Genomic DNA, 26,446 nt, shown 5'->3' on the forward strand with positions numbered 1-26,446 from the left:
CGGACAACCCTGCTCCGCAGGACCACGACGGTGTGGCGGGACGGGCGGTTGCGTGTGCTGGGGTCCTCGGCGACCTCGTACAGGAAGAGTTCGAGGCCGAGCGCTCCATGGCCGCCGCCGCGCTGCTGCCCGACGAGTTCGACGAGCCGCACCCGGGCGTGGGCGTCGGATTCGCGTACCGCGGCGGTCAGGACGTGCACCAGGATGTCGGACACGTCGGCGATCACATCGGCACTGCCCACCGCGACCACCCCCTGTGTCTGCCCGGGGCTTCGCCTGCCACCCCGGCCGATCACCTGCGAGGTTAGGGCCGCGCCGCACCCCGGCTCTTCGGGGAAATCCCTGGGTCCCGCCGACGCTCCGCGTCGACTCCTTCCTCCGCCTTGCAGCTGGACGCACCAAGCCCCGCTCACCAGCGCCGATGAGGCACCGCCCGTTGCCTGCGACCTGATCCGTCGGACAGGCCCTAGGAGGAGCTGGGCAGGCAGCGGAACTGCTTGGCCGGGGCGTCCCGTTCGGGGGTCAGGAAGCCCGGTCGTCCTCGGCGACGAACAGGCGCGAGAGGAGGCCTTCGAGGGTGGACCGCTCGGTGTCGCTGAGTGAGTCGAGGGCCTGGTGGGTGCCGTGCATGCCGTCGCGGATGCTCGACACGGTGGCCGCCCCGTCCTCCGAGAGGACGACGTTCTTGACCCGCCGGTCGGTGGGGCTGGGCTCGCGGTAGACGAGGCCGCGGGCCTCCAGCCGGTCGACGATCCCGGTCATGTTCGAGGCGTCGCAGCGCAGTGTGCCCGCCAGGGCCCGCATCGGAGCCGGGCCCTGGCGCAGTACGTTGAGCGCCTTGGCCTGGCTGTAGGTGAGGCCGTGCGCGGCGGCGGCGCTGGTGAGATCCGCGTAGAGGCTGACCATCGACGCCCACAGGGTGTCGAGAAGCATGACGTTGGAGACGGTGAGGGGTCCGGTGTCGGACGCCTCGGCGGAGCGGTTCGTTCCAGATGTCGCGGACATGGATCCAGCGTAACCCGAAACTTGACTACCTCAACCTTCGATGCTTACCTCTATCGAGTTACTTGAGGACCTCAAACTTCTAGGCTCTACAGCTTTGAGGTCTTCAAGTTTCGCGACATCACTCTCCGTGATTACTCGACGTCCTGACCAAACGGAAGAACACCGTGACACCCACAGATCGCGTTGCGCCCGGGCGCCCCACCGGCGACCTCTCACTCGTCCTGGTCCTCGGCCTCGCGGCCATGATCGTCTCGATGATGCAGACCCTCGTCGTACCGATCCTGAGCATCATCCAGAGCGACCTCGGCACCACCACCGCAAATGTCAGCTGGGTCACCACCGCGACCCTGCTGTCCGCCGCGGTCTTCACCCCGCTGCTCGGCCGGTTCGGCGACATGCACGGCAAGAAGCCCACGCTGATCGGGGTTCTGCTGTTGATGATCGCCGGTTCGGTGCTCGCGGCGACCACCACCTCGCTGCTGTGGCTGATCGTCGGCCGGGTGCTCCAGGGCGCGGCCACCGCGATCTTCCCGCTCGCCCTCTCGGTCCTGCGCGAGGAGATACCCCCGGCGAAGCTGCACGGCGCGATGGCGCTGGTGAGCGGCACGCTCGCGGTCGGCAGCGGACTCGCCCTGGTGGCGGCCGGACTGCTCACGCGGGGCTCGGACCCCGACTACCACCGGGTGTTCTGGCTCGCCGTGGGGCTCGCGGCCCTCGCCCTGGTCGGCGTCGTCCTGCGCGTCCCCTCCTCACGCTCGACGACCGGCGGCCGTACCGACTGGCTCGGCGCGGGAACGCTCGCCGCGCTGCTCGTCCTGCTCCTGCTGCCGATCTCGCAGGGGCATGAGTGGGGCTGGTCCTCCGCCCGCACCATCGGCCTGTTCGTCGCCGCGGTCGTCATGGCGGGCGTCTGGGTCCTGGTCGAGCGCAAGGTCCGCGCGCCGATGGTGGACATGGGGATGTTCGCCCACCGCCCGGTGCTCTTCACGAACCTCGCCGGCCTCTTCCTCGGCTTCGCGATGTTCTCCCAGTTCATCGGCGTCGCGTACCTGGCGCAGATGCCGAAGGAGCTCACCGGGTACGGATTCGGCGCCTCGGTGCTGCGCGCCTCGGTCGAGTACCTGCTGCCGACCACGCTGATCTCGCTGCTCGCCGCACAGTTCGGCGGGATCCTCGTCGGGCGGATCGGGGCGCGGTTCACCCTCGCCGTGGGTGCGGTGTTCGGAGTCGCCGGCTTCGCCTGGCTGACTTTGGCGCACGACACCTCCGCGTCGATCATCCTGGCGGGCCTGCTGATCGGTGTCGCGATCAGCTTCGGCTACGCGGCCATGCCCGCGCTCATCGTGGCGAGCGTGCCGCACCACCAGACCGGCATCGCCAACGGCCTCAACTCCATCTCCCGTTCCGTCGGCAGCGCGATCGCCAGCGCCGTGATCACCTCGCTGCTGGCGTCCAAGACCATCCAGCACCTGCCGGCCGGCGCGCCCGCGCTGCCCGCCGAGAGCCAGTTCACGCTGAGCTTCGCGATCGCCGGGGTCGCGTTCGTGCTGATCGTGGCCGTGGCGCTGGTCGGTCTGACCAGGGGTGCGGCCCAGGAGTACACGGTCGAGAAGAAGGCCGCCGCCACCGACGACGCCGCGGCGGACGAGGCTGTCGTGGAGACGGCGGGCGCCACGTCCTGATCCGGACACGGTCAACGGCTCGCCCCGTCCATCGGGGCGAGCCGTTTTCGTATCCGCTCCCTGCCCGCTCCCTGCCCGCTCCCCGCCCTCTCCCTGCCCCCTCCTTGCCCCCTCCGTTCCCCGGTCCTCGCCTCCCGCCTTGCTCTTGGAAACCGATCGGTTTACTCTTCCGGTAACGGGAAACCGATCGGTTTCCTCATGGCTTCGGGAGTTCTCATGACATCCATCGAAGGTTCGGTCGTCCTGGTCACCGGCGGCAGCCGCGGCATCGGCCGCGCGCTCGTGCAGGCCCTCTACGAGCGCGGCGCGGCGAAGGTGTACGCCACCGCACGCGACCCGCGGACCGTCACCCACCCCGACGCGGTGCCGCTGGCGCTGGAAGTGAGCGACCCCGCGTCCGTCGCCGCGGCCGCCGAGCGCGCGCAGGACGTCACCGTCCTGATCAACAACGCGGGCGCGTCCGTGAACGCGAACTTCCTGGACTCGCCCGTCGAGGACGTCCGCCGCGAGTTCGAGACGAACTTCTTCGGCCCCCTCCTCGTCACGCGCGCCTTCGTGCCGATCATCGAGCGCAACGGCGGCGGCCACATCCTCAACGTCCACTCGGTGCTGTCGTGGGTGGGGCTCCTGGGCTCCTACAGCGCCTCCAAGGCGGCCTTCTGGTCGCAGACCAACTCCCTGCGCCTCGACCTGAAGCCGCGCGGCATCGACGTTACGGGACTCCATGTCGGTTACGTCGACACCGACATGGCCGCGAAGGTGGACGCGCCGAAGTCCTCGCCCGAGAGCGTCGCCGCCCAGGCCCTCGACGGCATCGAGTCCGGTGCCTTCGAGGTGCTGGCGGACGACCTCACCCGGCAGGTCAAGGCCCAGCTGGCCGAGGATCTGGGCGTGATGTACCCGCAGCTGGTCGCGTAACGGAGGCAGGGAGACGGGGAGGCCGGTCCCGTTCTCCGTCCCCCGGCGGTCAGACCGGCAGCAGTCGGCCGATCAGCCCGCTGAGCTGCTGTACGTTGCGGCACTCGTGCATCTCGACGAGCCCGGCGTACTCGGGCGCCGCCGAGTCGCCCGTACCCCACTGGGAGAGCGGCTCGGGGTTCAACCAGTAGACACGGCGGGCCCGTTCGGAGAACCGCCGGACGGCCGGCAGATTCGGGTCGCCCATGTTCGTCCGGGCGTCGCCGAGGACGAACACGGTCGTGCGCGGTCCCACCGCGTCGACGTACCGCTCGGCGAACTCGCCGAACGCGACGCCGTAGTCGCTGCTGCCGTGCCAGCCCGTCAGCGTCGCCTCGGAGCGGATCCGGGCACCCAGCCCCTCCGGATCGGCCGTGCCGTGCACGAGCAGGCCGGTCACCTCGTCGATCCGGTTGACGAAGGCGAACACCCGCACCTTGCTGAACTGGTCGTGAAGCGCCTGCACCAACAGCATCGTGAAGTCCGAGAAGCCCGCCACCGAGCCCGACACATCGCACAGCAGCACCAGTTCGGGCCGGACGGGGCGGCGCCTGCGCAGCACCGGCTTCATGGGCACCCCGCCGGTGGACAGTGAACCGCGCAGGGTCCGCCGCAGGTCGATGGTGCCGCGCGCGGCCCGGCGGCGGCGTGCGGCGAGCCGGGTGGCCAGCTTGCGCGCCAGCGGCTGCACCGTCCTGCGCAGCTCGGCGAGCCGGTCCCGCCCCGCGAACAGGAAGTCGACCCGGTCGGCGGTCGGGGCCACCGCCCGCCGCGCCAACTCGTCCCGGCCGCGCCGCTCGGCGACCCGGCGCCGCGCCTCCGTGGCGACCAGTGCGCGGAACATCTCGATACGCCGCCGGATCTCATCCTCCAGCAGCCGGTCGGCGAACCCCGCCGCTCCCTCCTGCCGTGCCCGGACGCTGTCACGGACGCGCGCCATCAGCGTCTGCGGGCGGAGCCGGTCGAGTGTCTGGTACGACGACCAGCCGTCCGACCCCGGCGAGGAGCCGTAGCCCCCGAAGCCGTCCACCGCCTCGATCGCCAGCCGCTCCAGCGTCTCCCGGTCGCCCGCGGCGAGCGCGGCCGCGAGCCGCTCGCGCAGCTCCTCCCGGTCGGCGGCGGGAGCGTCGCTCTCCCGTTCTTCGGACATCGGCGCCCCGACGAGACGCGGGAAGTACAGGTCGAAGACGGGGTCGAACACCCGGCGCTGCCCCGTGCTGTGCAACAGGGTGGCGGCGAGGCCCTCACGCAACAGTTCCCGGTCGGTCAGGCCGAGCGCCGCCACCGCCTGCGCGGCGTCCACCGTCTCGCCGGTACCGATCCGCACGCCGTGCGCGCGCAGCGCGCCGACCAGTCCCGTCAGCCGCTCGGCGACGCCCGTCGGCGCGTTCACATGGCGTCCAGGTCGAGCTTGGCGGCCGCCTTGAGGATGTCGTCCTGGTGCTTGAGGAGCACGCCGAGACTGTCACGTACGACGGTCCCGTCGAGGGTGTCGGCGCCCAGCGCGAGCAGGGTGCGCGCCCAGTCGATCGTCTCGGCGACCGAGGGGACCTTCCGCAGGTCCATCTCGCGCAGTGCGCCGACCACCCGCACCACCGACTCCGTCAGCGCCGCGTCCAGACCCGGCACCTTCAGTCGTACGATGCGACGCTCCAACTCCTCCTCCGGGAAGCCGATGTGGAGGAAGAGGCAACGGCGGCGCAGCGCCTCCGACAGCTCACGGCTCGCGTTCGAGGTGAGGACCACGAAGGGCCGGCTGGTCGCGGTGATCGTGCCGAGCTCCGGGACGGTGACCTGGAAGTCGCTGAGCACTTCCAGCAGCAGCCCCTCCACCTCGACGTCGGCCTTGTCGGTCTCGTCGATCAGCAGCACCTTGGGATCGTCGCCGCGGATGGCGGTCAACAGGGGGCGCGCCAGCAGGAAATCCTCGCTGAAGATGTCCGTGCGCGCCTCGTCCCACGTCTCGTCGCGGCCCGCGCTGATGCGCAGCAGCTGCTTGGCGTGGTTCCACTCGTACAGCGCCCGGGACTCGTCGACGCCCTCGTAGCACTGAAGCCGGACCAGTCGCGCCCCGGCCACCTGGGCGACGGCCTTGGCGAGTTCGGTCTTGCCGACCCCGGCGGGGCCCTCCACCAGGAGCGGCTTGCCCAGGCGGTCGGCCAGGAAGACCGTGGTCGCGACCGCGGGCGAGGCCAGATAGCCGGTCTCGGCGAGACGCGCGGAGACATCGTCGACGGATGTGAACAGCAACGGGGCCTCCAGCGCGGCACGGCGGGGTGGGACACACGGTCCGAACTTCACTATCCAAGCGCTTGTTCAGTCGCTGTGTCACGTGTGATTGCGCCCACGCGGCCTGGGGAGACCGATCGGTTTCCTTGTCTCGTCCCGCGCGGTAACCTGCCCTTATGGCCACTACAGACAAGGCGTCCACCAGGGACCGGTTGCTGGACGCGGCGGCCGACCTCGTCTACCGCGAGGGCGTATCCGTAGGCATCGAGGCGCTGTGCCGGTCGGCCGGTGTCTCGAAGCGGTCGATGTACCAGCTCTTCGAGAGCAAGGACGACGTCCTCGCGGCGAGCCTGGAACGGCAGATTCCGCTGTACGAGAAGCAGCTCGCGCCGGATCCGGAGGATGCCGGGACACCGCGCGAGCGCATCCTGGGCATCTTCGAGCGGATGGAGGCGGCCTCGGTGCGGCCCGAGTACCGCGGCTGCGCGTTCCTCGCCGCGCTCGTCGAACTCAAGGACCCCGGGCACCCGGCGTCGGTGGTCGCGGGCGGTGCGAAGGAACGTATGAAAGAGGTGTTCCGTGCGCAGGCCGAGTCGGGTGGTGCGCGTGATCCCGAGCTTCTCGCCCGGCAGTTGATGCTGGTGTTCGACGGCGCGAGCGCCCGGGCCGGTGCCGGGATCGAGACGCTGGAAGGGCTGACCACGACGACGGTGACGGCGCTGCTGGATGCGGGCGGGGTGAAGTAGGCGGGACCTTCAGGCGCTGGGTGCGGTGCCGGGGAACGGCTGGCGGAGCCTGTGGACGACGTGGCCCATGAAGGCGGCGTTCGCGAGGGCGGCGAAGGCGATCCCCGCGAGGTAGAGGGCGGTGAACGCGCCGGTGCTCGTGCCGGAGAAGGTGCCGTCGGGCAGGAGGGTGTACAGCAGGCTCAGCGGGGCGGTCAGCAGCCAGGGCACCACGGCGGCCATGGAGGCGTCGGGGTGGTCGACGAAGAGGGCGTCGAAGAGGAAGTAGCCGGTCGCGGCGGTGACGGCGGCCAGGTAGACACGGGAGAGCCAGTTGTCCGTGGCCCGGGTGAGCGCGGTACGGGTGCGGCGCGAGATGTTCATGATGTCCTCCGTCGGACGAAGCCGGTGTGACGCGGTCCCCCTCTCCGCGTGGGTGCCGGAGGGGCGTGGACATCACGATGGCGGCTGCGTCCGCGAGCGGGCATGAGTACGACTACTCATCTGATCCGGCCGATGCACTCGAGTGATCCGACTGATCCACTGAGTGGCATACGGGTGTCACGGCTGTGGTCCGTTCTGACAGGGTACCGGCGCCGGGGCCGGGATCATGGCCGGCCGGCGCACGGCGGGGGCCGGGAGGGGCCGGTGGACCGGCACCGCGGCCGGCCAGGACAGGGCGATGGAACCCCAGGTCAGGCCCCCGCCGAAGGCGGTGAGCAGGCTGCGCTCGCCGGGCCGTACGAGGTCACGTGCGGCGGTGTCCGCGAGGGCGAGGGGGATGGAGGCGGCGGCGGTGTTGCCGACCTCCGCGATGTTCCCGAAGCGGTGCGGGGCGCCGATGCCGAGCCGGTCGCCCACGGCGTCGAGGATCCGCTGGTTGGCCTGATGGCCGACGAAGGCACGCACCGAGGTCGGCGACCAGCCGGCCCGCTCCAGCGCGAGCCGCGAGGAGGCGGTCATCCGGTGCACCGCGTGCCGGTACACCGTACGGCCCTGCATCCGGAAGTACCTTTGGGAGCGCGGGAGTTCGCCGTCGGCGCGGGGACGGCGGGAGCCGCCCGCGGCCACCGTGATCAGTTCGCCGCCCGAGCCGTCACTGCCGAGGTCGACGGCGCGCAGCGCTCCCGACTCCGTGGGCCCGCCCTCGCGCAGCACGACCGCCCCGGCCCCGTCGCCGAAGATCACCGCGGTGTCCCGGTCGAGCGGGTCGATGATCGACGTGTACACCTCGGCGCCGATCACCAGCGGGCGGGCGCAGGTCCCGGACGCCAACAGGGATCTCGCCACCGTGACCGCGTACACGAATCCCGAGCAGACCGCCGAGACGTCCATCGCCGGTACCTCGCCGAGCCCCAGGCGATGCGCCACCTCGGGCGCCGTCGCCGGGCAGGGACGGTCCGGGGTCGTCGTCGCCAGCAGGACGAAGTCGGCGCCGTGCCCCGCGGAGTCCAGCGCGGCCCGTCCCGCGGCCACCGCGAGATCACCGGTACTGGTGCCCGGCTCCACGATCCGGCGCCGTGCGATGCCGGTACGGGAACGGATCCAGGCGTCCGAGGTGTCCAGCCGGGCCGCCAGGTCGTCATTGCTGACGACACGCTCCGGCAGGCACGTGCCGATCCCACAGACCACAGCAGCTGACATCACGACCACCTCTCCCCGCGTCAGCTGCCGTTCAGCAGCATGGTGCTTACCTAACCCGTTGTGGATCAACAGGGACAAGTGCGCTCAGGGGGCGTGCACTTCGGCAAAGAAGCACTCCACCGTCGCGCCGCGCATCCGATGGACGGAATGCGGAATGGCCAACTCCAGGCGCCCGCCGAACACCACACCCGCCCACCGGACGAGGTGTTTGGCGTGGGTGCGCGGCGACCGCCGGGCGATGTCAGTGCCCCGGTCCATACTCGGTCCCGCGGAGTCACCTGGGCTGCGCGCCGACGGAGGGGGCCGACATGGCTGAAGTACTGCTGTTCCACCACGCGCAGGGACTGACGTCCGGCGTGCACGCGTTCGCCGAGTCGCTCCGGGGCGCCGGACATGCCGTCCACGTGCCGGATCTGTACGAAGGGCGGGTCTTCGAGAACCTGGAAGAGGGGGGCGCGCACGCCCAGGGCATCGGGTTCGGCACCCTTGTCGAGCGCGGCCGGGCAGCCGCGGCCGAGCTGCCCGCCGAGCTGGTGTACGCCGGTTTCTCGCTGGGCGTCCTGCCGGCGCAGTACCTCGCCCAGACCCGGACCGGCGCGAAGGGCGCGCTGCTGTTGCACTCCTGCGTCCCGGCCTCGGAGTTCGGCGGCGACTGGCCGCGGCAGGTCCCGGTCCAGATCCACGGCATGGAGGGGGACGAGTACTTCGTCGACGAGGGCGACCTCGACGCGGCCCGCGCCCTCGTCGAATCGGCCCCCGACGCCGCGGAACTGTTCCTCTACCCCGGCAAGCAGCACCTGTTCGCCGACAACAGCCTGCCGTCGTACGACGAGCACGCCGCCACCCTGCTCACCCGGCGCGTGCTCGCCCTCCTCGACGGCATCGAGTAGGGGCCCGCCCATGGCAGCGGCACAGTACGGTCCGCACCGGTGGTCGGCGGGGGAGTACGACAGCGACCACACGGACGCGTTCCGCGGTGCGCGCTTCACGGTCGCCGACCTCACCGCGACGACGTTCGTCGACTGCGACCTGAGCCGGGTCAGGATCGTCGACTCGTGGCTCGTCGACGTCGACGTGTCCGGTCACGTCAGCAACTTCGTCGTCAACGGCGTAGACGTCACCGCGTTCGTGGCCGCCGAGCTGGACCGACGACACCCCGAGCGCGTGCAGCTGCGGGGCATGCGGACGGCCGACGACCACCGCGCGATGTGGGACACGATCGAACGGCTCTGGTCGGACGCGGTCGCCCGCGCCGAGCGGCTGCCCGAAGCGGCGCGCCACCAACGGGTCCACGACGAGTGGTCGTTCGTCGAGACCCTGCGCCACCTCGTCTTCGTCACCGACGCCTGGGCGCGCCGTACGGTCCTCGACGAACCGCTGCCGTACCACCCGCTCGGCGTCCCCCAGACCGCGTATCCGCGCGCGGACACGGCGGCCCTCGGCATCGACCTGGCCGCGCGTCCGTCGTTCGTGGAGGTGATGTCGGCGCGCGCCGACCGCATGGCGCTGATACGCGGCCTGGTCGACACTCTCACCGACGCCGAGCTCGAACGGCCCTGTGCGCGGACGCCCGCGCCCGGCTACCCCGAGGAGACACGCACGGTCGGCGGCTGCCTGGAGGTGGTGATGGACGAGGAGTGCGAGCACCTCCGCTTCGCGGTGCGTGACCTGGCGGCGCTGGAGGCGGCGGGGCGGGACGTGCCCTGACCGGCCGACGAGCGGGGCGGGACCGTCTCACGCGTCCAGCCCACCCCGCTCGACGAGCTGGCGCACGATCACGTTCCGCTGGATCTCGTTGGTGCCCTCGCCGACGATCATCAGCGGGGCGTCCCGGAAGTAGCGCTCCACGTCGAACTCGGTCGAGTAGCCGTAACCCCCGTGGATGCGCATGGCGTTGAGGGCGATCTGCATGGCGGTCTCGGAGGCGAACAGCTTGGCCATGCCCGCCTCCATGTCCACGCGCCGGCCGGCGTCGGCCTCGCGTGCGGCGTGCAGGGTGAGGTGGCGCGCGGCGGAGAGGGACGTGGCCATGTCCGCGAGGTAGTTGCCGATCGACTGGTGCCGCCAGATGGGCTTGCCGAAGGACTCCCGTTGCTGTGCGTACGCGAGCGAGTCCTCCAGGGCCGCCCGGCCGACGCCGAGGGCGCGGGCGGCGACCTGGAGCCGCCCGGTCTCCAGCCCCTTCATCATCTGGGCGAACCCCTGGCCCTCGACTCCGCCCAGGACTGCGTCGGCCGGCGCGCGGTGGTCCTCGAAGGTCAACTCGCAGCTCTCGACGCCCTTGTAGCCGAGCTTCGGAAGATCGCGGGAGACGGTGAGCCCGGGGCCGTGCTCGACGAGGAGGACGGAGATGCCCCGGTGGGCGGGGGTGGCGTCCGGATCGGTCTTGCACAGCAGGGCGATCAGCCCGGACCGCCGCGAGTTGGTGATCCACGTCTTCGAGCCGTTGACCACATAGCCGTCCGCGGTCCTGCGGGCGAGAGTCCGCATCGCCTGGAGGTCGGACCCGCCGCCGGGTTCGGTCAGCGCCATCGTCGCCCGGACCTCGCCGGTGGCCAGCCGCGGCAGCCAGCGGCGCTTCTGCTCCTCGGTGCCGAACCGCAGCAGCAGCTTGGCCACCACCGTGTGGCCGCCCATCGCTCCCGCCAGGCTCATCCAGCCGCGGGCGAGCTCCTCCGTGACGAGCACATAGCAGGAGGTGGAGACGGGTGTGCCGCCGTACTCCTCGGGGACGGCGAGCCCGAAGATCCCGAGCTTCTTCATCCGCTCGATCAGGGCTTCGGGATAGGTGTTGGCGTGTTCGAGTTCCCGGACGACCGGCTTGACGTCCTTGTCGACGAACTCGCGCACGGTGGCGACGACGAGCCGCTCGTCCTCGGACAGGACGTCGAGAGTGCTCATGCTGTGCCGCTCCTTGGGGACGGGCGCGGAAGGGGAGAGGAGAAGCGCCGGGCCGGGGATTCAGACGGCGCCGTCGGCCCGGAGGGCGGCGATGTCGGCCGCGCTGTGTCCCAGCGCGGCCAGGATCGTGTCGGTGTGCTCGCCGACGGCGGGAACGGCGTCCATACGGGGAGTGACCCCGGACAGGTCGACGGGCGGCAGCAGCGCGGGCACGGGCCCCGCGCCCCCGGGCAGTCGGACGTCCTGCCAGCGGTGGCGCTCCTCGAGTACTGGGTGGGTGAGGAACTCCTCGACCGTGTTCACACCGGAGTTGGCGATCCCCGCCGCGTCCAGCAGCTTCATCGCCTCCTGACTGTCCAGCGCGCGGAACCGCGCGGCCACGATCGCGTTCAGCTCCTCCCGGTGCGACACACGGTCCGAGCCGGTGGCGAAACGCGGGTCGTCGACGAGGTCAGGGCGCCCCAGGAACCGCTCGCACAGCGCGGCCCATTCACGCTCGTTCTGGATCGAGAAGAGCACGTCCTTGCCGTCGGCCGCGGGGTAGGCGCCGTACGGGGCGATGGTGGCGTGCTGGGTGCCGAGCCGTGGCGGCTGGGTGCCGCCGTGGCGCGTGTAGTACGCCGGCTGCCCCATCCACTCCGCCAGCGCCTCGAACAGCGAGACCTCCACCGCGCGGGCGACTCCCGTGGTGGCGCGCGTGAACAGGGCGGTGAGGACACCCGAGTACGCGTACATCCCGGCCGCGATGTCGGCGATCGACACCCCGGTCCGGGCGGACCCCTGCTCGTTCCCCGTCAGGGAGACCAGCCCGGTCTGGCACTGCACGAGCAGGTCGTACGCCTTGCGATCGGCCCAGGGCCCGCTGGTCCCGTATCCGGAGATGGTGCACGGGATCAGAGACGGATACCGCTCCCGCAACGCCGGGGCGTCCAGTCCCAGCCGGGTGGCCGCGCCCGGCGCCAGGTTCTGTACGAAGACGTCGGCACCGGCGAGCAGTCGCTCCAGGACGTCCCGGCCCCGGGCCGACTTCAGGTCCAGGGTCAGGGACTCCTTGGAGCGGTTGAGCCAGACGAAGTAGCTGGACTCGCCGTGCACGGTGGTGTCGTAGCGACGGGCGAAGTCGCCGCCTCCCGGGCGTTCCACCTTGATCACCCGGGCGCCGAGGTCGGCCAGCTGACGGGTGGCGTAGGGCGCCGCCACCGCCTGCTCGACGCTGACGACGGTGATGCCGGAGAGCGGAAGCGCTTCGGAGAGCTCGGTCATGGGGCGACCTCCAGAGGCTGGCCGGGAGACCGCGGCGACGCGGCCGTGATGCCATCATGGTCGCTCATGGAGGCCTCGGTGAAATAGCGAGCCCTGATGGCCCCATACCGGATGCGGATACGAATTCGGATACGGATGCCGGTGCCGGTGCCGGTGCGGATACGCATGTGGGCGCCGCCGAAGACGCGAACGCGCGCGGGGACACGGATGCACGGGAGGCAGCGATGGACGTGAAGCAGCTCAAGGCGCTCGTGACCGTCGCCGAGGTCGGCAGCGTCACGCGGGCGGCGGAACTGCTGCACCTGGTCCAGCCCGCGGTCACCCGGCAGATCCGCACGCTGGAGGAGGAACTCGGCGTCGCCCTGTTCGAGCGCACCCGCCAGGGCATGCGCCCCACCGAGGCCGGCACCCTCATGGTCGAACGCGCCCGCCGCGCCCTGAACGAACTGGAGCGGGCCCGCGCCGAGATCCGGCCGACCCCGGGGGCGGTCACCGGAATCGTGACCGTGGGTCTCCTGGAGAGCGCGACCGACCTGCTGGCGGAGCCGCTGGTGTCCGCCCTCGCCCGCGACCGGCCCGGCATCGAACTGCGCCTGATGACCGCGTATTCCGGCCATCTCCAGCGGTGGCTCGACGACGGCGACCTGGACCTGAGCCTGCTCTACAACCTGGCGAGCACCCCGTCGCTGAACGCCCATCCCCTCGTCCGCGAGCACCTGTGGGCCGTCGCGCCGCCCGACGCCGGTCTGCGCCCCGACCGGCCCGTTCCCTTCGCGCGGGTCGCCGCCCACCCGCTGGTGATGCCCACGGCCGGTCACGCGCTGCGCAGCCTGATCGACGCGGCCGCCGCCCGTGCCGAAGTGAAGCTGGACGTGGCTGTGCAGACCAACTCCATGCGCGTACAGAAGCGGCTCGTCCTGGCCGGCCACGGCTGGACGATCCTGCCGGGTGTGGGCATCGCCGAGGACGTCGCCGGAGGCACCCTGAGCGCCGGGCCGCTGAGCGAGCCGGACGTGTGGCGCTCGATCGTCCTCGGGATGCCGAGGACGGGGCGTACCCCAGCGGCCGTCGAGGTCGTCGCCCGCGAGCTGACCCGCCAGGTCCGCACGGCCGTCCACGAGGGCAGCTGGCCCGCCGCGCGGCTGCACGCGCAGGGCGCGGCGACCGAGGGGGAGTGAGACGAGGGAGGTGAGTGAGCCGGGCGAGCCGCCGGCGCCGGGGGAGCCGATAGTGCCAGGGGGAGCCGTCAGCGCCGAGCGGGCCGACAGGGCCGAGCGGGCTCTCATACCGCCGGGCTATAGAGGCATCAGAACCTTCTATTGTCCAACTTCGTTCATCAGCGAACATGATGGAGGAATGCAGCGCACCCCAGGCCCGCTCCGGTCCTCCGTGGAGTCGTGGGCCCCCGAGGCGGTGACCGACGTGGACGACCTGCACGCCGCCCCCGTCGCCGCGCTGTCGGCCCTCCTGGACGAGCCCGCACCCGTCGCCACCACCGGCGACCCCCTGCCGCCCCTGTGGCACTGGCTCTACTTCCTGCGCTGGCCGGCCCAGCGGGACCTCGGAGCCGACGGGCACCCCCGGCACGGGCACTTTCTCCCGCCGGTCCCCGACCGGCAGCGGATGGTCGCCGGAGGGCGGTGCACGGTCGGCGAGCCGCTGCGCCTCGGCGAGCGCGCCGAGCGCGTCAGCAGCCTGGGGGCCGTGACCACCAAGCGGGGCAGGAGCGGCGAACTCCTCTTCGTGACCCAGCGCCACGAACTCCGCCAGCGCGGCCGTACCTGTCTCGTCGAGGAACAGGACATCGTCTACCGTTCCGGCCGCACCTCCACCCCCCACACCCGGGCGGCGCTCGACCCCTCGGCGACTGCCCGGCCGGACGGTCACTGGCACCTTTCCCTGCACCCCGACCCGCCCCTGCTGTTCCGGTTCAGCGCGCTCACCGCGAACGCCCACCGCATCCACTACGACACGCCGTACGCCCGGGACGTCGAGGGCTATCCCGGGCTCGTCGTGCACGGCCCGCTCCTGGCCCTCCTGATGCTGGAACTGGTCCGCCGCGACGCCCCCTCCCGGCAGGTCCTTTCCCTGTCCTACCGGCTGCGCAGTCCCGTCTTCGCAGGCGAACACCTGCTGGTCCGCGGGACGCCCCGCGACGACCGCGCCGACCTCTCCGTCGCCACCCACCGGGATCCCGCGCACGCCACGGCCGAGGTGACCTTCACGGAGCGCTGAGCCCTCGGGTATCCCGATCAGGGTGTGGTTGGCCCTCGCGGGGGAGCCCAATACTCGGCGCATGGACGGAAAACGACAGCTGGGCGAGTTCCTGCGGGCGCGCCGCTCGCAGCTGCGGCCCGAGGACCTCGGCGTGGTGACGTACGGCGAACGCCGTCGCGTGCCGGGGCTGCGGCGCGAGGAACTGGCCCGGCTCGCCGGGGTGAGCGAGTCGTACTACGCGCGGCTGGAGCAGGGGCAGTCCCAGGCCTCCCCGGACGTCCTGGACGCGATCGCCCAGGCACTGCGGCTGAGCGAGGCCGAACGACGGCACCTGCGGGAGCTGTCCGCCGCTGCCCGGCGCCGGCCCCGGACGCGCCGCCCGGCGCCGGAACGGGTCTCACCCGCGGTCGCCCAACTCCTGGGCCTGCTCTCGGAGGTGCCCGTGGTGGTGACGGGCCGGTACAGCGACGTACTGGCGTGGAACCGCGCCGGGCACGCGCTGTACGCCGGACACCTCGACCCGGACGGCCCGGACCGGCCGGGTGACCGTCCCAACATGGCCCGGCTGGTGTTCCTCGACGCCCACACCCGCGATCTGTACGTGGACTGGCCGGCCAAGGCCAGAGCCGTCGTGGGCACATTGCGTCTGGCGTCCGGGCAGTACCCCGACGACCCGGCGCTCGCCTCGCTCGTCGGTGAACTGACCCTCAACAGCGCCGAGTTCGCGGCGATGTGGGCCGACCACCGGGTCAAGACCAGCGACGTCGCGGTCTACGCGATGCGGCATCCGCTGGTCGGCGCCATGGACGTCACCCAGCAGACGCTGCACACCGAACAGGGACAGTACGTCGTCGTCGCGACCACCGAGGCCGACTCGCCGTCCCGGGCCGCCATGACCCTCCTCACCCACAGCACGGCGGCGGCCGGTCCGTCCGCCGTGCGCCCGAAAACCATCACGAAGGAAACAGCGAAAGAAGCATGAGAAAGAAACTGACCGCACGGAAACTGACCGCACTCGCCTACACGGTCACGGCCGCCGGAATGACTGCCGTGACCGCCCTCACCGCGTCGCCCGCGGCAGCCTCCACCGGGCCGCTCGCGAAGCCCCGTATCGCCGCGCACTTCGACCTGGCACGGGGGCAGATGCCCGAGAACATCGCGCTGGAGCCCGACGGCACGGCCGACGTCACCTTCGCTGCCGCCCGGCAGGTGGCCGCCGTCAGCACGGCGGGCACGACCCGCGTCCTGGCCACCCTGCCGGCCCCGGCCGACGGCGGAGTGCACACCCCGGTCCTCGGCTTCGCCCTGACCACCGGCATCGCCCGGGCCCACGACGGAACGCTGTACTTCCTCTACGCCACCGGCACTTCGGACCTGACCGGCCTGTGGCGACTGCGCCCGGGCGGCACCCCGCAGCGCATCGCCGCCCTCCCCGCGGACGGCCTGCCCAACGGACTGGTGCTGGACGAACACCGCGGCAGGTTCTACGTCGCCGACTCCGTACTGGGGAAGATCTACACCGTCCCCACGAAGGGCTCGACCGGCGGCGAACCGGCCACCTGGTCCGCCGCCCCGGAACTCGCCGCGACCGGCTTCCTCGGCGTCAACGGCCTGAAGATCCACGACAACGCGCTGTGGGCGACCAACCTCGACCGGGGCACCGTGCTGCGCATCCCGTTCGGCCCGGGCGGCGGGCCCGGACCCGTCCGGATCCGGGCGACGGATCTCACCGGCATCGACGACTTCGCCTTCACCGGCCACGGCGACGAGATCCTGGCCGCGCTCAACGGCCCCAACACGGTCGTACGCATCCGCCGCGACGGCACCTCGTCGACCGTACTCACCGCCGCCGACGGCCTGCAGAACCCGACCTCCGTCGCGCTGCGCCACGGCACGCTCTACGTGCTCAGCGCCGCCTACACCACGTCCACCGACCCCAACCTCCTGCTGGGCCCCGCGTCGATCGGAAGGAGCCGGAAGTAGTCCGTCCCACCCGACAAGCTCGCCGGGACTACCGCTCGTCGTCGAAGGTCACGACGACCTTCTCCGCCGCACCCGGCGTCAGCGCGAGCTCGAACGCGTGCTTGGCGTCACCGAAGGGAACGCGGTGGCTGATGAGCTTGGCGAAGCGCTCGTGGTGCTCGACGAGTTCGGGGGTGACCTCGAAGATCTCGGTGGGGTAGCCCTGCGAGGCGATGAGCGTCAGCTCACTGCGGAGCATCCCGCCGAGATCGACCGCGTCGGACTTCTTCTGCACGGCCACCATGACCAGCTTGGCGCCCCACTTCGCCGACTCGACCGTGGTGTTGATGACGGCGGCGACACCGGCCGCGTCGATGTAGATGTCGGTGTCGGGACGGGGCTGCCCGAGCGCGTTCGCGGCCTGGCCGTGCAGTTCGGTCAGGCGCTCGGTCACGTTCTCCTCGGCGGAGTTGATGACGGCGTCGGCACCCACGGCGAGCGCGGTCTCCAGGCGCTCGGGGATGACGTCGGCGACCGTGACGTGCTGGACGCCCCGCAGCTTCAGCCAGATCGCCGCGCCGAGACCGATCGGCCCGGCACCGAAGATCACGACCTTGTCGGCAGGCTCGGCCCCGGACCGGTTGACGCAGTGGCGGGCGACGGCCATGGGCTCGTTGAGGGCCGCGACGTCGAAGGGAACGGTCCCGGGGAAGACGGCGACGCTCTTGCCGATCTCGGCGTTCTCGATGAGGAGGTACTCGGCGAGGGCGCCGAACCTGCCGCCGCAGCCGATGATGCCGGAGGGCGCAGCCTGGGGGTTGACCACCACACGATCGCCCACCTTCAGGTCCACGACCTCGGCGCCGACCTCGACGATCTCACCCGCGGGCTCGTGACCGAGAGGGATGGAGACCATGGAGCCGTCGGGGCCGAAGGGCGCGCCGCCGATGTGCAGGAAGAAGGTGTCGGTTCCACAGATGCCACAGGCGCGGACGCGCATGAGGACGTCCTTGGGACCGGGGACCGGGCGCTCGACCTCGACGATGTCGATGGCGTTGACGGGGCCGGTCTGTACGGACTTCATGGTGGCCATGGAGGGATTCGCTTTCTGAAGACGCTGCGACAGTTGCTTGCTGCTGGCTCGGACGAGCCGTGACCGGTGCGCGCGGTTTGGCGACCCGATCGGATCAGGGGGCCGTCGTCAGACGGCGGACCAGCCGTGGTCGACGGGCAGGACGGCGCCGTTGATGTTGCTCGCGGCGTCGGAGGCGAGGAAGACGACAGGCTGGATACCCGAACAGGTCGGGCTGGGAGCGATCGCGTTCGTACGGATCCCGTGGCCCCGGTACATCACGGCGAGGGACTTGGTCAGGCCGACGACGCCGTGCTGGGACGCGGTGCGGGCGGCGCCGGCCGCGCTGCCCCGCGACGAGGCCTCGGACGCGGTGAAGACGATGGAGCCCCGGCCCGCGGCCATCATGTGCGGCAGCGCGGCCCGGGTCAGCAGGAACGGCGCCGTGAGATCGTTCCGGACGACCCGCTCCCACTCGTCGTCATCGGTGTCGGCGACGGCCGACAACCGGTCCAGGACACCCCCTTCGTCGGCGAACTCCAGCGCCGAGGCGCGGCCGGTCCCGGAGCCCCCGCCCGTGACGGTGACGCCGCGCCCTTCGAGGCCGGTGCTGCTCATGCCCTGCTCCTTCCGTCTGTGTGCGCGGTGGACGTCGACCTCGGTGGACGGGGGAGAGGCGACGTGGGTCGGTGCCCTCGGGCCCGGCGGCGGACGGGGGAGTGAACCGGCCGCCGGGCCCGGGACTGCGCCGTTCCCCGTCCCCACGGGTTCGGCGCGGCGAGGCCGCCTCCGCTGGAGGGGGCCCCGGTCTGTGTGTCGGCCGCCAGGCTTACTTGAGTCAGGCAAGCATATGTGAAGTACTTGAGTCAAGCAAATGGTTCCCTAAGTTACTTGACTCAGGCAATCAGATGCTAGACTGGGCCCATGTCAACGCCGCCGCCCGCAGACGTCCCCGTCTCGACCGCCATGCTGGAGATCGAGCGTGCCCTGAGCCGCATCACCTATCTGGCCAGAGGGATCCGTCAGCACGACCGGCTGATGGCGCTGGCCGGAGTGGCGCTGGACCGCGCCGCGACGGCGCTGCTGCGGCAGATCGCCGACTCCGAGCCCATGCGCCCCGGCGAGCTGGCGGCCCGGCTGGCCGTGGAGGCGTCCCACGTCACCCGGCAGGTGCAGCAGCTGCAGAAGGCCGGTCTCGTGACCCGGGTTCCGGACCCCGACGACCGCCGTGCGCAGCGCATTCAGATCACCCCGGCGGGCGAGGAGGCGGTCCACCGCATCCGCGAGGCGAGCACGCGGGGTATGCAGATGGCTCTGGCGGACTGGTCGCCGCAGGAGTTGCAGCAGCTCGCCACCCTGTTCCACCGGATGGTGGACGACTTCCTCTCCTACGCCATCGAGGACGAGGAGACCCCCCGGGAGCCGGCCGGGGCTGCCCGCCCGGCCTGATCCAACGGCCCGCTCGGCTCGGCCAGTCCGAAGGCCGCCGGGCCGGAGGTGGGGAGGGGGTGCGACCGGTCTGGCCGAACGAACGGAAGGGCAGCGCCCAGGGGCACCCCCGGGCCCGCCGTTCCCCTGCGCGACCCCAGCTCGATCGCTCGACCGCACCGCCCCGACGCGACCAACAGCCCAGCCGCACGACACCCCGCCCCCGACGACCGCCGCCGCACACCCCGCCCGGCAGCACCCCGCCGCCGCACACCCCGCCCGGTTCGCCCGCTCGGCACCACGCACAGCCAACCCGCTCAGCGCAACCCGGACAGCCAACCTGCTCAGCGCCAACCCGTTCAGCGCCAACCCGCACAGCCCGCCGCACCGTTCCACAGCGACCCACGCACCCCGCCGAACCGCCAGCGGCGACCGCACCCCCGCCCGCGGCAACCCGCACCACCCCCGGCCCGACCACGCAGAAGTGCCGCCCCTGGAGCCCGCTCAGAAGCGCCGCAGCGCAGTCCACGGTGGCGGACGTCCCTTCGGAGACCCGCGGAGGAGTCCCCGTGAGTGCACCGTTCCCCTCACTCGTATGCGTCCGAAGCACCGCCTCCGCCGCACGGCGGACCCGGCGGAGACCTCCGACCGCTCCCCTCTCGTCGCTCGGTGCCGCTCCCGCGTGAAGTCCGGCCCTACACGAATGGTCTTTCCATGTACGGATACGTGAGTGAGCGGCGGTCGCCGGTGCGTGGGCAGGGTCAGCATGTCCTCGTAGTCGCCAGCGACCCCGAAATCACCGAACTGCTCTCGACCACACTGGAACTGGCGGGCTATCACGTCAAAATCACGGCCGACGGCGCCGAGTTGACGGCCCAGCTCGCCGAGCACCGCATCGACCTGGTGGTCCTCGACGCGATGATGACCGACCTGGGCGGCGTCCCCCGCAGACACCGGTTCGCGCCCACCGGGCGACCGCCCGTGCTGTTCCTGACCGAGTGCGACTCCCTGGGCAGTCTCATCCCCGATCTGGGCCTGGGCGAGGTGGACTACGTCACCAAGCCCTTCCGGATCGCCGAGGTGCTGGCCCGGGCGCAGGTACTGCTGCGCGGCAGGGGCGCGGGGCGCGGGGACGGCTCGCCGCACTACGGCGATCTGGTTCTCGACGACGCGGCCTGTCAGGCGCGGCGCGGACAGCGGGCGCTCGATCTGACTCCCGCCGAGTACCGGCTGTTGCGGTATCTCCTGGTCAACGCGGAACAGGTGTTCTCGAAGAACCAGATCAGCCGGCACGTCTGGGGTGAGGTCCGTGCCGAGAACGCGATCGAGAAGCTCGTGTCCCGCCTTCGACGCAAGGTGAACCAGGAGGAACCGGCCCTCATCCACACCCGCCGGGGCTTCGGCTACTGGTTGGGCCGCGGCACCCTGTGAGGAACCGCGACCGTGTGACCTCGATCACGTCAGCTTGAAGTCAGGCAAAAGGCCGGAGGGCGTCAGCCCGGTTCGGTTGCCTGGGCTCAACCAGGTCCACAACCGGGTCTTCGACCACCTTGTTCCGACCTGCGGTTGAGGTCGGACCCACGACCGAGGAGTGACATGGCCGACACACAAGGGCGTGGTGATCCGGCTGATGGACGGGCGAGGCGGATTCTGGTCGTCGGCGCCTCGGCCGCCGGGCTCGCGGCGGTGGAGACCCTGCGCGGGGAGGGGTACGACGGCACGCTGACCCTGGTCGGTGCGGAGACGCGCGCGCCGTACGACCGGCCGCCGCTGTCGAAGCAGGTCCTCGGCGCGCGGTGGGAGCCCGAGCGGCTGGCGCTGCGCGGGCAGGCGGAGTTGGACGGGCTCGATCTCGATCTGCGGCTGGGGGTCGCCGCGACGGCTCTCGACGCGGCCGCTCGTACGGTCCTGCTGGCCGACGGCACGCGACTGTCGTACGACGGTCTGATCGTGGCCACCGGGGTAGGCCCGCGCAGGCTCCCCGGCGAGGGCGCGCACGTACTGCGCACGGTGGACGACGCGCTCACCCTGCGGGAACGGCTGGGGCACGGTCGGCGACTCGTGATCGTCGGTGCCGGGTTCCTCGGTGCGGAGGCCGCCGCCGTGGCGCGCGGCATGGGCACGGAGGTCACGCTCCTCGAACCGGCCCCGGTTCCGCTGGCGCACGCGGTGGGCGAGGAGGTCGGGCGGGTGTTCGCGGCGGCCCATCTGGAGCACGGCGTCGATCTGCGGACCGGTGTGACCGTCACCGAGGTGACGGAGGACGGTGTGCGGCTCGCGGGCGGTGAACTCGTGGACGCCGACGAGGTGTTGGTCACGATCGGGTGTGTGCCGAACACCGGGTGGCTCGAGGGCAGCGGCCTCAAGGTGGCCGACGGCCTGGTGTGCGACCAGTTCTGCGCGGCCGGGCCGGGGGTGTACGGGGCGGGGGACGTCGCCCGTTGGTACAACCCGCTGTTCGGTACGTCGATGCGGATCGAGCACCGGACCAATGCCGCCGAGCAGGGCGTCACCGCCGCCTACAACCTGCTCCACCCCGAGGCCCGCAGGCCCTTCGCCCCGATTCCGTACTTCTGGTCGGACCAGTACGATATGAAGGTGCAGGCGTTCGGCCATCTGCGCGGGCACGACGAGATCGTCGTGGTGGAGGGCGAGATGAGTGAGCGTCGGTTCCTGGCCATCTACCGCACCGGTGACCGGCTGGCGGGAGCCCTCGCGGTCGGGATGCCGCCGAAGGCCATGCGCCCCTGGCGGCAGGCCATTGCCATGGGCACCAGCTGGCACGAGGCGATACGGGCGTGGGCATGGGCGACGGACGCCGATGCCAAGGAGATCGTCCACGGCGAACCGTCGTTCTGAGCACCGCCCGCGGGAGGGCCCGCGCGTCGCCACGCGGGCCCCGTCGGTCTGCGGCCTACCGCCTATGGCCTCGTCTCCACGGCCGTACCCGTCGAAGTGCCCGCGGAACTGCCCTCGGAAGTGTCCGCGGGCGTGGACGGTTCCCCGGGCACCGGCGTCGACGGGGTGCCGGCGAGCGGGCTTCGGCGGGGGAGGCAGGCGGCGAAGCCGAAGGCGACCAGGGCGGCGCCGGAACCGATGGCCATGACCACCCGGAAGGCGTCCTCGGAGGGCAGGGCCACGGAGCCGAACGTGCTGGTCATCTGGGCCAGGGTGACCCCCGCGACCGCGCTGGAGACCGACGTGCCGATGGACCGCATGAGTGTGTTGAGGCTGTTGGCCGCGGCGGTCTCGGAGACGGGCACGGCTCCCATGACGAGCGAGGGCATCGCGCCGTAGGCGAGCCCGACGCCGGCCCCGATGATGCTGGAGACGAGGACGAGCTGCCAGATGGCGGACATCATCGTGACGCCGAGGCCGTAGCCGGCGGCGACCACGAGGGCGCCGAGCATCAGCGTGACCTTGGGCCCCTTGGTCTTGGAGATCCGCGCGGACAGCGGTGCCGTGGCCATCATCACCAGGCCGTTGGGCGCCATGACCAGGCCGACGACCATCATCGACTGCCCGAGGCCGTAGCCGGTGGCCTTCGGCAGTTGCAGGAGCTGCGGCAGCACCAGGGCCATCGCGAACATCGAGAAGCCGAACACGGCGGAGGCGAGATTGGTGAACAGCACCTGACGCCGTGCGGTGGTCCGCAGGTCCACCAGCGGCTGTCCCGCACGCAGTTCCCAGCGGCCCCACACCAGCAGCACGGCGACGGCCACCGTGAACAGGGCGAGGGTCGTGGCGCTCGCCCAGCCCCAGTCGGCCCCCTTCGAGATTGCCAGCAGCAGACACAGCAGCGCGGCCGACAGCCCGGCCGCGCCCACCCGGTCGAAGCGTCCGCCGGTGCGCACGGACGACTCCGGTACGAGCGTCATGACGAGTACGGCCGCCACCACGCCGAAGCCCGCCGCGGTCCAGAACAGCAGGTGCCAGTCCGCGTGGTCGGCGAGGAACGCGGCCGCGGGCAGACCGAGCGCGGCACCGATTCCCAGCGAGGCGCTCATCATCGCGGTCGCCCCGCCGAGCCGCTCGGGCGGCAGTTCGTCGCGCATGATGCTGATCCCGAGCGCGATCACACCGGCCGACAGGCCCTGCAGGGTCCGTCCGACGACCATCGGGGCCAGGCTGTCGCTGAGCGCGCACACGGCGGATCCGGCCACCAGCGTGGCGAGGCTCGCCAGGAGCATCCGCCGCTTGCCGTACATGTCACCGAGACGCCCCACCACCGGGGTCGCGACGGCGCCCGCGAGCAGGGTGGCCGTGATCGCCCACGTGGTGTCCGAGGCCGAGGCGCCCAGGTACCCGGGAAGCTCCGGGACCAGGGGGATCACCAGGGTCTGCATCAGCGAGACGACGATCCCGGCGAAGGCCAGCACCGCCACGACGGTGTCCGGCCGCGGCGGACCGCTCGTCCCGGAGTCGGAGGGGTGAGCAAGGGCCTCGGGCATGGCGGAGCCTCCGTCTGGGTGCTGCGATGGCCAGATTTTAAAGCAGCTGCTTGACTTAGATTACTGGAGGGGGTTGCCTGATCGTGTGGAGACGGCTGAATCGGAGGGGACCGCTGAATCTGAGGAGGCGGAGGAGACCGCGATGGACGTACACGACGACGAGCCGACGTTGACCTACCCGATCCCCGGCGCGACACCGCTGGGACCCCCCGAGGAATGGGCGAGACTGCGACAGCGGTGCCCGGTGGCGCGCGTGAGCCTGCCCAGCGGCGACGAGGCATCCCTGCTGACCCGCTACGCGGACGTCAGACAGGTGCTGTCCGATCCCCGCTTCAGCCGCCTGCTGAACGCCGACGACGCCGCCCGGATCTCCGCCACCGAATCGGGCGGGGCCTTCAACGACGAGATGTCCAACGCCATGCCGCAGACCGGCGAGGCCCACCGGCGCTGGCGGCGGATGGTGAGCAAGTGGTTCACCGTCAAGCGGATGGCCGCGCTGCGCCCGGGGATGGAGGCGATGGCCGACCGGCTCCTCGACATCATGGTGGAGCACGGCCGACCCGCCGACCTGAAGGCCCACTTGGCCTTTCCGCTGCCGGTGTGGGTGATCTGCGATCTGCTCGGCGTCCCCGACGAGGACCGGGACCGGTTCTCCTACTGGTCGGACACCCTGCTCAACCTCACCAAGTACGGCCAGGCGGAAATCGACGCGGCGCAGGCCGAGTTCGTCGCCTACATGAGCGCCCATGTCGCCGCCAAGCGGGCGCACCCGGGCGACGACCTGCTCAGCGACCTCCTCACGGCCACCGACCCGACCGGATACCGGCTCACCGAGCAGGAGTTGGTGTACACCGGCCAGGGCCTGCTGGTCGCCGGGCACGAGACCACGGCGAACATGATCGGGAAGATGGTCGCCATGCTGCTGGCCGACCGGCGGCACTGGGAGCGGCTGCTCGCGGACCCCTCGTTGGTGCGCCCCGCGGTCGAGGAGGCGCTGCGCATGGACGCCAACCCAGGGCTCGGCGTGCCGCGTTACATCGGCGAGGAAACCGAGGTCGGCGACACGGTACTGCCCAAGGGCACCACTGTGCTGTGCAGCATGGCCGCCGCGAACCGGGACGAGACCGCCTTCGAGGACGCCGGGGAGATGATCCTCGACCGCACCCCGAACACCCATCTGGCGTTCGGCGTCGGCCCGCACTCCTGCCTGGGACAGGCGCTCGCCCGAACCGAGCTGGGGGTCGTCCTCGACGTACTGCTGCGTAGGCTTCCCTCGCTCGACCTGGGCGTTCCGGTCGAGGAGCTGCGACGGCTCGAGGGACTGGTCGTCGGAGGGCTGCGCGAAGTCCCGGTGAGGTGGTGACCGGCCATGGCGGCCAGAACCGTACGGGCCGAACAGGTCAGTGCGACACGGGAGTCGATCCTGACCGCGGCGGAGCGGCTGTACGCCGAGCAAGGGGTGTACGCGGTCTCCAACCGCCAGGTCAGCGAGGCGGCGGGACAGGGCAACAACGCCGCGGTCGGCTACCACTTCGGCACCAAGGCCGACCTGGTGCGGGCGATCGTGCGCAAGCACTTCGTACGGATCGAGCAGGTGCGCCTGCGGCTGCTGGCCGAGATCGACGAGGAGAGCGCCGACATCCGCGACTGGGTGGCCTGCCTGGTGCGCCCCCTCACCGAACATCTGGCCGAGCTCGGCCGGCCCTCCTGGTACGCCCGCTTCACCGCGCAGGTGATGACCGACCCGGCGCTGCGCCGGATCGTGATCGACGAGACCCTCAGCTCCCCGTCGATGCGGATGGTCCTCGAACGGCTGCACCGGTGCCTTTCCGACCTGCCGGTCGAGGTGCACGCCGAGCGCAGTGACATGGCGCGGGAGCTGATGGTGCACATGTGCGCCGAGCGCGAGCGCGCCCTCGCCGACAACACCCCCACACCACGGTCCAGTTGGCACGACACCGCACTCGGCCTGACCGATGCCGTCGTCGCGCTGTGGCTGGCACCGATCACGCCCTGCCCGCGTCGGCAGCGGGGTGAGATCTGCCGCGACTGATCCCGCCCGTACGGCTTCCGCGGACGAAAGAACGATGCATCCCCCGCGAATCGGACGCCTTCGGCTTCGGCGTCCACCAGTGCCTGGGACAGCCCCTCGCCCGGATGGAACTGGAGGTCGTCTACGGCACCCTCTACCGCCGGATCCCCACCCTGCGCCCGGACACCGACCTCGACAGGCTCCGGTTCAAGCACGACGTGTACGGGGTCCACGAACCGCCCGTGGCCTGGTGAAGGAGGCGCCCCGGCGCACCCGTCCTGACGGCCCGTCGTGAACAGGGCCCGGCGTCCCTTCGTATCCCTTGTCGAGTACGCGCGAACCGCACCGGAGAAGGAAAGAGACGACGTGCCTCAGCAGCGACGGCAAGGACGCCTCGGCCGAACGCCTTCCCCCACCCGGCTCGCGCACCGGGCCGCGGTCGCCGGGGGCCTGGCTCTGCTTCCCCTGACCGTGGGCTGCGACGCCGGAGGGGAGGAGGCGGCCACCGAGCGCAAGGCGTCGAAGAAGACCGCCGCCGTCGAGGTGGTGGCGCCCGCGGACGTCGAGGTGATCGCGAACCTCACCGGATGCAAGGTCACGATCCGCATCGACGCGACGGAACTCCGCGAGGGCGCCTGCCACACCGAGACCGGCGACTACCTCATCACGACGTTCCCCGAAGAGCGCTACAAGGTGACCTGGCTGGACAGCGCTGCGATCTACGGCGGCACCTATCTCGTCGGCCCCCGCTGGGCGATCAGCGCGGAGCCGAAGGTCCTCGAACCGCTGCGCGCGAAGGTCGGTGGAACCGTCCGGCGACTGCGGGATTCCAACGCCACGACCGGGCCTTGACGAGGACCTGCCCCCACGGTGTGGCC

At 71.3% G+C, this 26,446-nt stretch carries 27 protein-coding genes and 1 pseudogene; 17 read left to right on the top strand and 11 right to left on the bottom strand.

Annotated features, from left to right (window positions below):
• Nucleotides 1-32 precede the first annotated feature (32 nt).
• Nucleotides 33-308 carry a hypothetical protein gene (locus KVT44_RS36460; protein WP_217571701.1) on the top strand — a complete coding sequence of 92 codons (276 nt, stop codon included), beginning with the start codon at nucleotides 33-35 and terminating at the stop codon, nucleotides 306-308.
• Between the two features lie 214 nt (nucleotides 309-522).
• Here KVT44_RS36460 and KVT44_RS36465 read toward each other — a convergent pair whose 3' ends face one another.
• The gene (locus KVT44_RS36465) at nucleotides 523-1,005 is read right to left on the bottom strand and encodes a MarR family winged helix-turn-helix transcriptional regulator (protein WP_254650399.1); all 483 of its coding nucleotides are present in this window, start codon (nucleotides 1,003-1,005) and stop codon (nucleotides 523-525) included.
• 164 nt (nucleotides 1,006-1,169) lie between these two features.
• Between KVT44_RS36465 and KVT44_RS36470 the strand changes: the two genes are divergently transcribed.
• The gene (locus KVT44_RS36470; RefSeq protein WP_229888706.1) at nucleotides 1,170-2,687 is read left to right on the top strand and encodes an MFS transporter; all 1,518 of its coding nucleotides are present in this window, start codon (nucleotides 1,170-1,172) and stop codon (nucleotides 2,685-2,687) included.
• Nucleotides 2,688-2,903: 216 nt separating this feature from the next.
• A complete protein-coding gene (locus tag KVT44_RS36475) occupies nucleotides 2,904-3,605 on the top strand; it encodes an SDR family oxidoreductase (RefSeq protein WP_217571703.1) in 702 nt (233 codons plus the stop codon).
• A gap of 49 nt (nucleotides 3,606-3,654) precedes the next feature.
• On the opposite strand, the gene KVT44_RS36480 is transcribed toward KVT44_RS36475, so the two are convergent.
• The gene (locus KVT44_RS36480; protein ID WP_217571706.1) at nucleotides 3,655-5,037 is read right to left on the bottom strand and encodes a VWA domain-containing protein; all 1,383 of its coding nucleotides are present in this window, start codon (nucleotides 5,035-5,037) and stop codon (nucleotides 3,655-3,657) included.
• The gene (locus KVT44_RS36485; protein WP_217571845.1) at nucleotides 5,034-5,891 is read right to left on the bottom strand and encodes a MoxR family ATPase; all 858 of its coding nucleotides are present in this window, start codon (nucleotides 5,889-5,891) and stop codon (nucleotides 5,034-5,036) included. The genes KVT44_RS36480 and KVT44_RS36485 overlap by 4 nt, the downstream gene beginning before the upstream one ends.
• A 158-nt stretch (nucleotides 5,892-6,049) precedes the next feature.
• Between KVT44_RS36485 and KVT44_RS36490 the strand changes: the two genes are divergently transcribed.
• Nucleotides 6,050-6,619, top strand: a complete 570-nt coding sequence (locus tag KVT44_RS36490) for a TetR/AcrR family transcriptional regulator (RefSeq protein WP_217571708.1) — start codon at nucleotides 6,050-6,052, stop codon at nucleotides 6,617-6,619.
• Between the two features lie 9 nt (nucleotides 6,620-6,628).
• Here KVT44_RS36490 and KVT44_RS36495 read toward each other — a convergent pair whose 3' ends face one another.
• The 3 genes from KVT44_RS36495 to KVT44_RS36505 all read right to left on the bottom strand — a co-directional run bounded on the left by KVT44_RS36495 (nucleotide 6,629) and on the right by KVT44_RS36505 (nucleotide 8,500).
• Nucleotides 6,629-6,982, bottom strand: coding sequence for an SCO4225 family membrane protein (locus KVT44_RS36495; protein ID WP_217571709.1), 354 nt, complete (start codon nucleotides 6,980-6,982; stop codon nucleotides 6,629-6,631).
• A gap of 177 nt (nucleotides 6,983-7,159) precedes the next feature.
• A complete protein-coding gene (locus KVT44_RS36500) occupies nucleotides 7,160-8,242 on the bottom strand; it encodes a beta-ketoacyl-ACP synthase III (RefSeq protein WP_217571711.1) in 1,083 nt (360 codons plus the stop codon).
• An 84-nt stretch (nucleotides 8,243-8,326) separates the two neighbouring features.
• Nucleotides 8,327-8,500, bottom strand: a complete 174-nt coding sequence (locus tag KVT44_RS36505) for a hypothetical protein (protein WP_180292795.1) — start codon at nucleotides 8,498-8,500, stop codon at nucleotides 8,327-8,329.
• Between the two features lie 50 nt (nucleotides 8,501-8,550).
• Between KVT44_RS36505 and KVT44_RS36510 the strand changes: the two genes are divergently transcribed.
• Both KVT44_RS36510 and KVT44_RS36515 read left to right on the top strand, forming a co-directional pair.
• The gene (locus KVT44_RS36510) at nucleotides 8,551-9,132 is read left to right on the top strand and encodes a dienelactone hydrolase family protein (RefSeq protein WP_099919679.1); all 582 of its coding nucleotides are present in this window, start codon (nucleotides 8,551-8,553) and stop codon (nucleotides 9,130-9,132) included.
• Nucleotides 9,133-9,142: 10 nt separating this feature from the next.
• On the top strand, nucleotides 9,143-9,949 hold the full coding sequence (locus KVT44_RS36515; protein ID WP_217571713.1) for a DinB family protein: 807 nt from the start codon (nucleotides 9,143-9,145) through the stop codon (nucleotides 9,947-9,949).
• 27 nt (nucleotides 9,950-9,976) lie between these two features.
• Here KVT44_RS36515 and KVT44_RS36520 read toward each other — a convergent pair whose 3' ends face one another.
• Both KVT44_RS36520 and KVT44_RS36525 read right to left on the bottom strand, forming a co-directional pair.
• Nucleotides 9,977-11,143 carry an acyl-CoA dehydrogenase family protein gene (locus KVT44_RS36520; protein WP_217571715.1) on the bottom strand — a complete coding sequence of 389 codons (1,167 nt, stop codon included), beginning with the start codon at nucleotides 11,141-11,143 and terminating at the stop codon, nucleotides 9,977-9,979.
• A 60-nt stretch (nucleotides 11,144-11,203) separates the two neighbouring features.
• On the bottom strand, nucleotides 11,204-12,406 hold the full coding sequence (locus KVT44_RS36525; protein WP_217571717.1) for a CaiB/BaiF CoA-transferase family protein: 1,203 nt from the start codon (nucleotides 12,404-12,406) through the stop codon (nucleotides 11,204-11,206).
• A 224-nt stretch (nucleotides 12,407-12,630) separates the two neighbouring features.
• On the opposite strand from KVT44_RS36525, the gene KVT44_RS36530 reads away from it, so the two are divergent.
• The 4 genes from KVT44_RS36530 (at nucleotide 12,631) to KVT44_RS36545 (ending at nucleotide 16,606) form a co-directional block, all read left to right on the top strand.
• Complete coding sequence (locus KVT44_RS36530; protein ID WP_217571719.1) at nucleotides 12,631-13,584, top strand: LysR family transcriptional regulator; 954 nt, start codon at nucleotides 12,631-12,633, stop codon at nucleotides 13,582-13,584.
• Nucleotides 13,585-13,762: 178 nt separating this feature from the next.
• Nucleotides 13,763-14,641, top strand: coding sequence for a hypothetical protein (locus KVT44_RS36535; protein ID WP_217571721.1), 879 nt, complete (start codon nucleotides 13,763-13,765; stop codon nucleotides 14,639-14,641).
• Nucleotides 14,642-14,702: 61 nt separating this feature from the next.
• Nucleotides 14,703-15,605 carry a helix-turn-helix domain-containing protein gene (locus KVT44_RS36540; protein WP_217571723.1) on the top strand — a complete coding sequence of 301 codons (903 nt, stop codon included), beginning with the start codon at nucleotides 14,703-14,705 and terminating at the stop codon, nucleotides 15,603-15,605.
• The gene (locus tag KVT44_RS36545) at nucleotides 15,602-16,606 is read left to right on the top strand and encodes a hypothetical protein (protein WP_217571724.1); all 1,005 of its coding nucleotides are present in this window, start codon (nucleotides 15,602-15,604) and stop codon (nucleotides 16,604-16,606) included. Before KVT44_RS36540 ends, KVT44_RS36545 begins: the two co-directional genes overlap by 4 nt.
• Before the next feature lie 28 nt (nucleotides 16,607-16,634).
• Here KVT44_RS36545 and KVT44_RS36550 read toward each other — a convergent pair whose 3' ends face one another.
• On the bottom strand, nucleotides 16,635-17,678 hold the full coding sequence (locus KVT44_RS36550) for a zinc-binding dehydrogenase (protein WP_217571725.1): 1,044 nt from the start codon (nucleotides 17,676-17,678) through the stop codon (nucleotides 16,635-16,637).
• A 108-nt stretch (nucleotides 17,679-17,786) separates the two neighbouring features.
• Entirely contained in the window at nucleotides 17,787-18,275 is a 489-nt protein-coding gene (locus KVT44_RS36555) for an SDR family oxidoreductase (protein WP_217571726.1), read from the bottom strand.
• Nucleotides 18,276-18,581: 306 nt separating this feature from the next.
• Between KVT44_RS36555 and KVT44_RS36560 the strand changes: the two genes are divergently transcribed.
• The 3 genes from KVT44_RS36560 (at nucleotide 18,582) to KVT44_RS36570 (ending at nucleotide 21,944) form a co-directional block, all read left to right on the top strand.
• Nucleotides 18,582-19,106: a MarR family winged helix-turn-helix transcriptional regulator gene (locus KVT44_RS36560; protein ID WP_217571727.1), complete on the top strand. Its 525-nt coding sequence runs from the start codon at nucleotides 18,582-18,584 to the stop codon at nucleotides 19,104-19,106.
• Between the two features lie 693 nt (nucleotides 19,107-19,799).
• The gene (locus tag KVT44_RS36565; protein ID WP_217571728.1) at nucleotides 19,800-20,516 is read left to right on the top strand and encodes a response regulator transcription factor; all 717 of its coding nucleotides are present in this window, start codon (nucleotides 19,800-19,802) and stop codon (nucleotides 20,514-20,516) included.
• Between the two features lie 165 nt (nucleotides 20,517-20,681).
• Nucleotides 20,682-21,944 carry an NAD(P)/FAD-dependent oxidoreductase gene (locus tag KVT44_RS36570; protein ID WP_217571729.1) on the top strand — a complete coding sequence of 421 codons (1,263 nt, stop codon included), beginning with the start codon at nucleotides 20,682-20,684 and terminating at the stop codon, nucleotides 21,942-21,944.
• 62 nt (nucleotides 21,945-22,006) lie between these two features.
• Here KVT44_RS36570 and KVT44_RS36575 read toward each other — a convergent pair whose 3' ends face one another.
• Entirely contained in the window at nucleotides 22,007-23,536 is a 1,530-nt protein-coding gene (locus tag KVT44_RS36575) for an MFS transporter (protein WP_217571730.1), read from the bottom strand.
• Nucleotides 23,537-23,678: 142 nt separating this feature from the next.
• Here KVT44_RS36575 and KVT44_RS36580 point away from each other — a divergent pair, with 142 nt between their 5' ends.
• The 4 genes and pseudogenes from KVT44_RS36580 (at nucleotide 23,679) to KVT44_RS36595 (ending at nucleotide 26,420) form a co-directional block, all read left to right on the top strand.
• A complete protein-coding gene (locus KVT44_RS36580) occupies nucleotides 23,679-24,899 on the top strand; it encodes a cytochrome P450 (protein ID WP_217571731.1) in 1,221 nt (406 codons plus the stop codon).
• 6 nt (nucleotides 24,900-24,905) lie between these two features.
• The gene (locus KVT44_RS36585) at nucleotides 24,906-25,589 is read left to right on the top strand and encodes a TetR/AcrR family transcriptional regulator (RefSeq protein WP_099919665.1); all 684 of its coding nucleotides are present in this window, start codon (nucleotides 24,906-24,908) and stop codon (nucleotides 25,587-25,589) included.
• A gap of 56 nt (nucleotides 25,590-25,645) precedes the next feature.
• Nucleotides 25,646-25,822 (top strand): annotated as a pseudogene (locus tag KVT44_RS36590) (cytochrome P450); the annotation flags it as partial.
• Nucleotides 25,823-25,934: 112 nt separating this feature from the next.
• Nucleotides 25,935-26,420: a hypothetical protein gene (locus tag KVT44_RS36595; protein ID WP_217571732.1), complete on the top strand. Its 486-nt coding sequence runs from the start codon at nucleotides 25,935-25,937 to the stop codon at nucleotides 26,418-26,420.
• Nucleotides 26,421-26,446: the final 26 nt, after the last annotated feature.

Origin of the sequence: Streptomyces sp. GbtcB7, from assembly GCF_019091445.1 — a bacterium.
GTDB lineage: Bacteria > Actinomycetota > Actinomycetes > Streptomycetales > Streptomycetaceae > Streptomyces > Streptomyces mirabilis.

Bases quoted from the DNA above. Each gene is read 5' to 3' on its own strand.
- KVT44_RS36520 (WP_217571715.1), bottom strand. From the start codon at position 11,143: ATGAGCACTCTCGACGTCCTGTCCGAGGACGAGCGGCTCGTCGTCGCC.
- KVT44_RS36490 (WP_217571708.1), top strand. From the start codon at position 6,050: ATGGCCACTACAGACAAGGCGTCCACCAGGGACCGGTTGCTGGACGCG.
- KVT44_RS36540 (WP_217571723.1), top strand. From the start codon at position 14,703: ATGGACGGAAAACGACAGCTGGGCGAGTTCCTGCGGGCGCGCCGCTCG.
- KVT44_RS36530 (WP_217571719.1), top strand. From the start codon at position 12,631: ATGGACGTGAAGCAGCTCAAGGCGCTCGTGACCGTCGCCGAGGTCGGC.
- KVT44_RS36510 (WP_099919679.1), top strand. From the start codon at position 8,551: ATGGCTGAAGTACTGCTGTTCCACCACGCGCAGGGACTGACGTCCGGC.
- KVT44_RS36525 (WP_217571717.1), bottom strand. From the start codon at position 12,406: ATGACCGAGCTCTCCGAAGCGCTTCCGCTCTCCGGCATCACCGTCGTC.
- KVT44_RS36495 (WP_217571709.1), bottom strand. From the start codon at position 6,982: ATGAACATCTCGCGCCGCACCCGTACCGCGCTCACCCGGGCCACGGAC.
- KVT44_RS36465 (WP_254650399.1), bottom strand. From the start codon at position 1,005: ATGTCCGCGACATCTGGAACGAACCGCTCCGCCGAGGCGTCCGACACC.
- KVT44_RS36575 (WP_217571730.1), bottom strand. From the start codon at position 23,536: ATGCCCGAGGCCCTTGCTCACCCCTCCGACTCCGGGACGAGCGGTCCG.
- KVT44_RS36475 (WP_217571703.1), top strand. From the start codon at position 2,904: ATGACATCCATCGAAGGTTCGGTCGTCCTGGTCACCGGCGGCAGCCGC.
- KVT44_RS36535 (WP_217571721.1), top strand. From the start codon at position 13,763: ATGCAGCGCACCCCAGGCCCGCTCCGGTCCTCCGTGGAGTCGTGGGCC.
- KVT44_RS36500 (WP_217571711.1), bottom strand. From the start codon at position 8,242: ATGTCAGCTGCTGTGGTCTGTGGGATCGGCACGTGCCTGCCGGAGCGT.
- KVT44_RS36550 (WP_217571725.1), bottom strand. From the start codon at position 17,678: ATGGCCACCATGAAGTCCGTACAGACCGGCCCCGTCAACGCCATCGAC.
- KVT44_RS36580 (WP_217571731.1), top strand. From the start codon at position 23,679: ATGGACGTACACGACGACGAGCCGACGTTGACCTACCCGATCCCCGGC.
- KVT44_RS36570 (WP_217571729.1), top strand. From the start codon at position 20,682: ATGGCCGACACACAAGGGCGTGGTGATCCGGCTGATGGACGGGCGAGG.
- KVT44_RS36515 (WP_217571713.1), top strand. From the start codon at position 9,143: ATGGCAGCGGCACAGTACGGTCCGCACCGGTGGTCGGCGGGGGAGTAC.
- KVT44_RS36565 (WP_217571728.1), top strand. From the start codon at position 19,800: ATGTACGGATACGTGAGTGAGCGGCGGTCGCCGGTGCGTGGGCAGGGT.
- KVT44_RS36505 (WP_180292795.1), bottom strand. From the start codon at position 8,500: ATGGACCGGGGCACTGACATCGCCCGGCGGTCGCCGCGCACCCACGCC.
- KVT44_RS36545 (WP_217571724.1), top strand. From the start codon at position 15,602: ATGAGAAAGAAACTGACCGCACGGAAACTGACCGCACTCGCCTACACG.
- KVT44_RS36560 (WP_217571727.1), top strand. From the start codon at position 18,582: ATGTCAACGCCGCCGCCCGCAGACGTCCCCGTCTCGACCGCCATGCTG.
- KVT44_RS36555 (WP_217571726.1), bottom strand. From the start codon at position 18,275: ATGAGCAGCACCGGCCTCGAAGGGCGCGGCGTCACCGTCACGGGCGGG.
- KVT44_RS36585 (WP_099919665.1), top strand. From the start codon at position 24,906: ATGGCGGCCAGAACCGTACGGGCCGAACAGGTCAGTGCGACACGGGAG.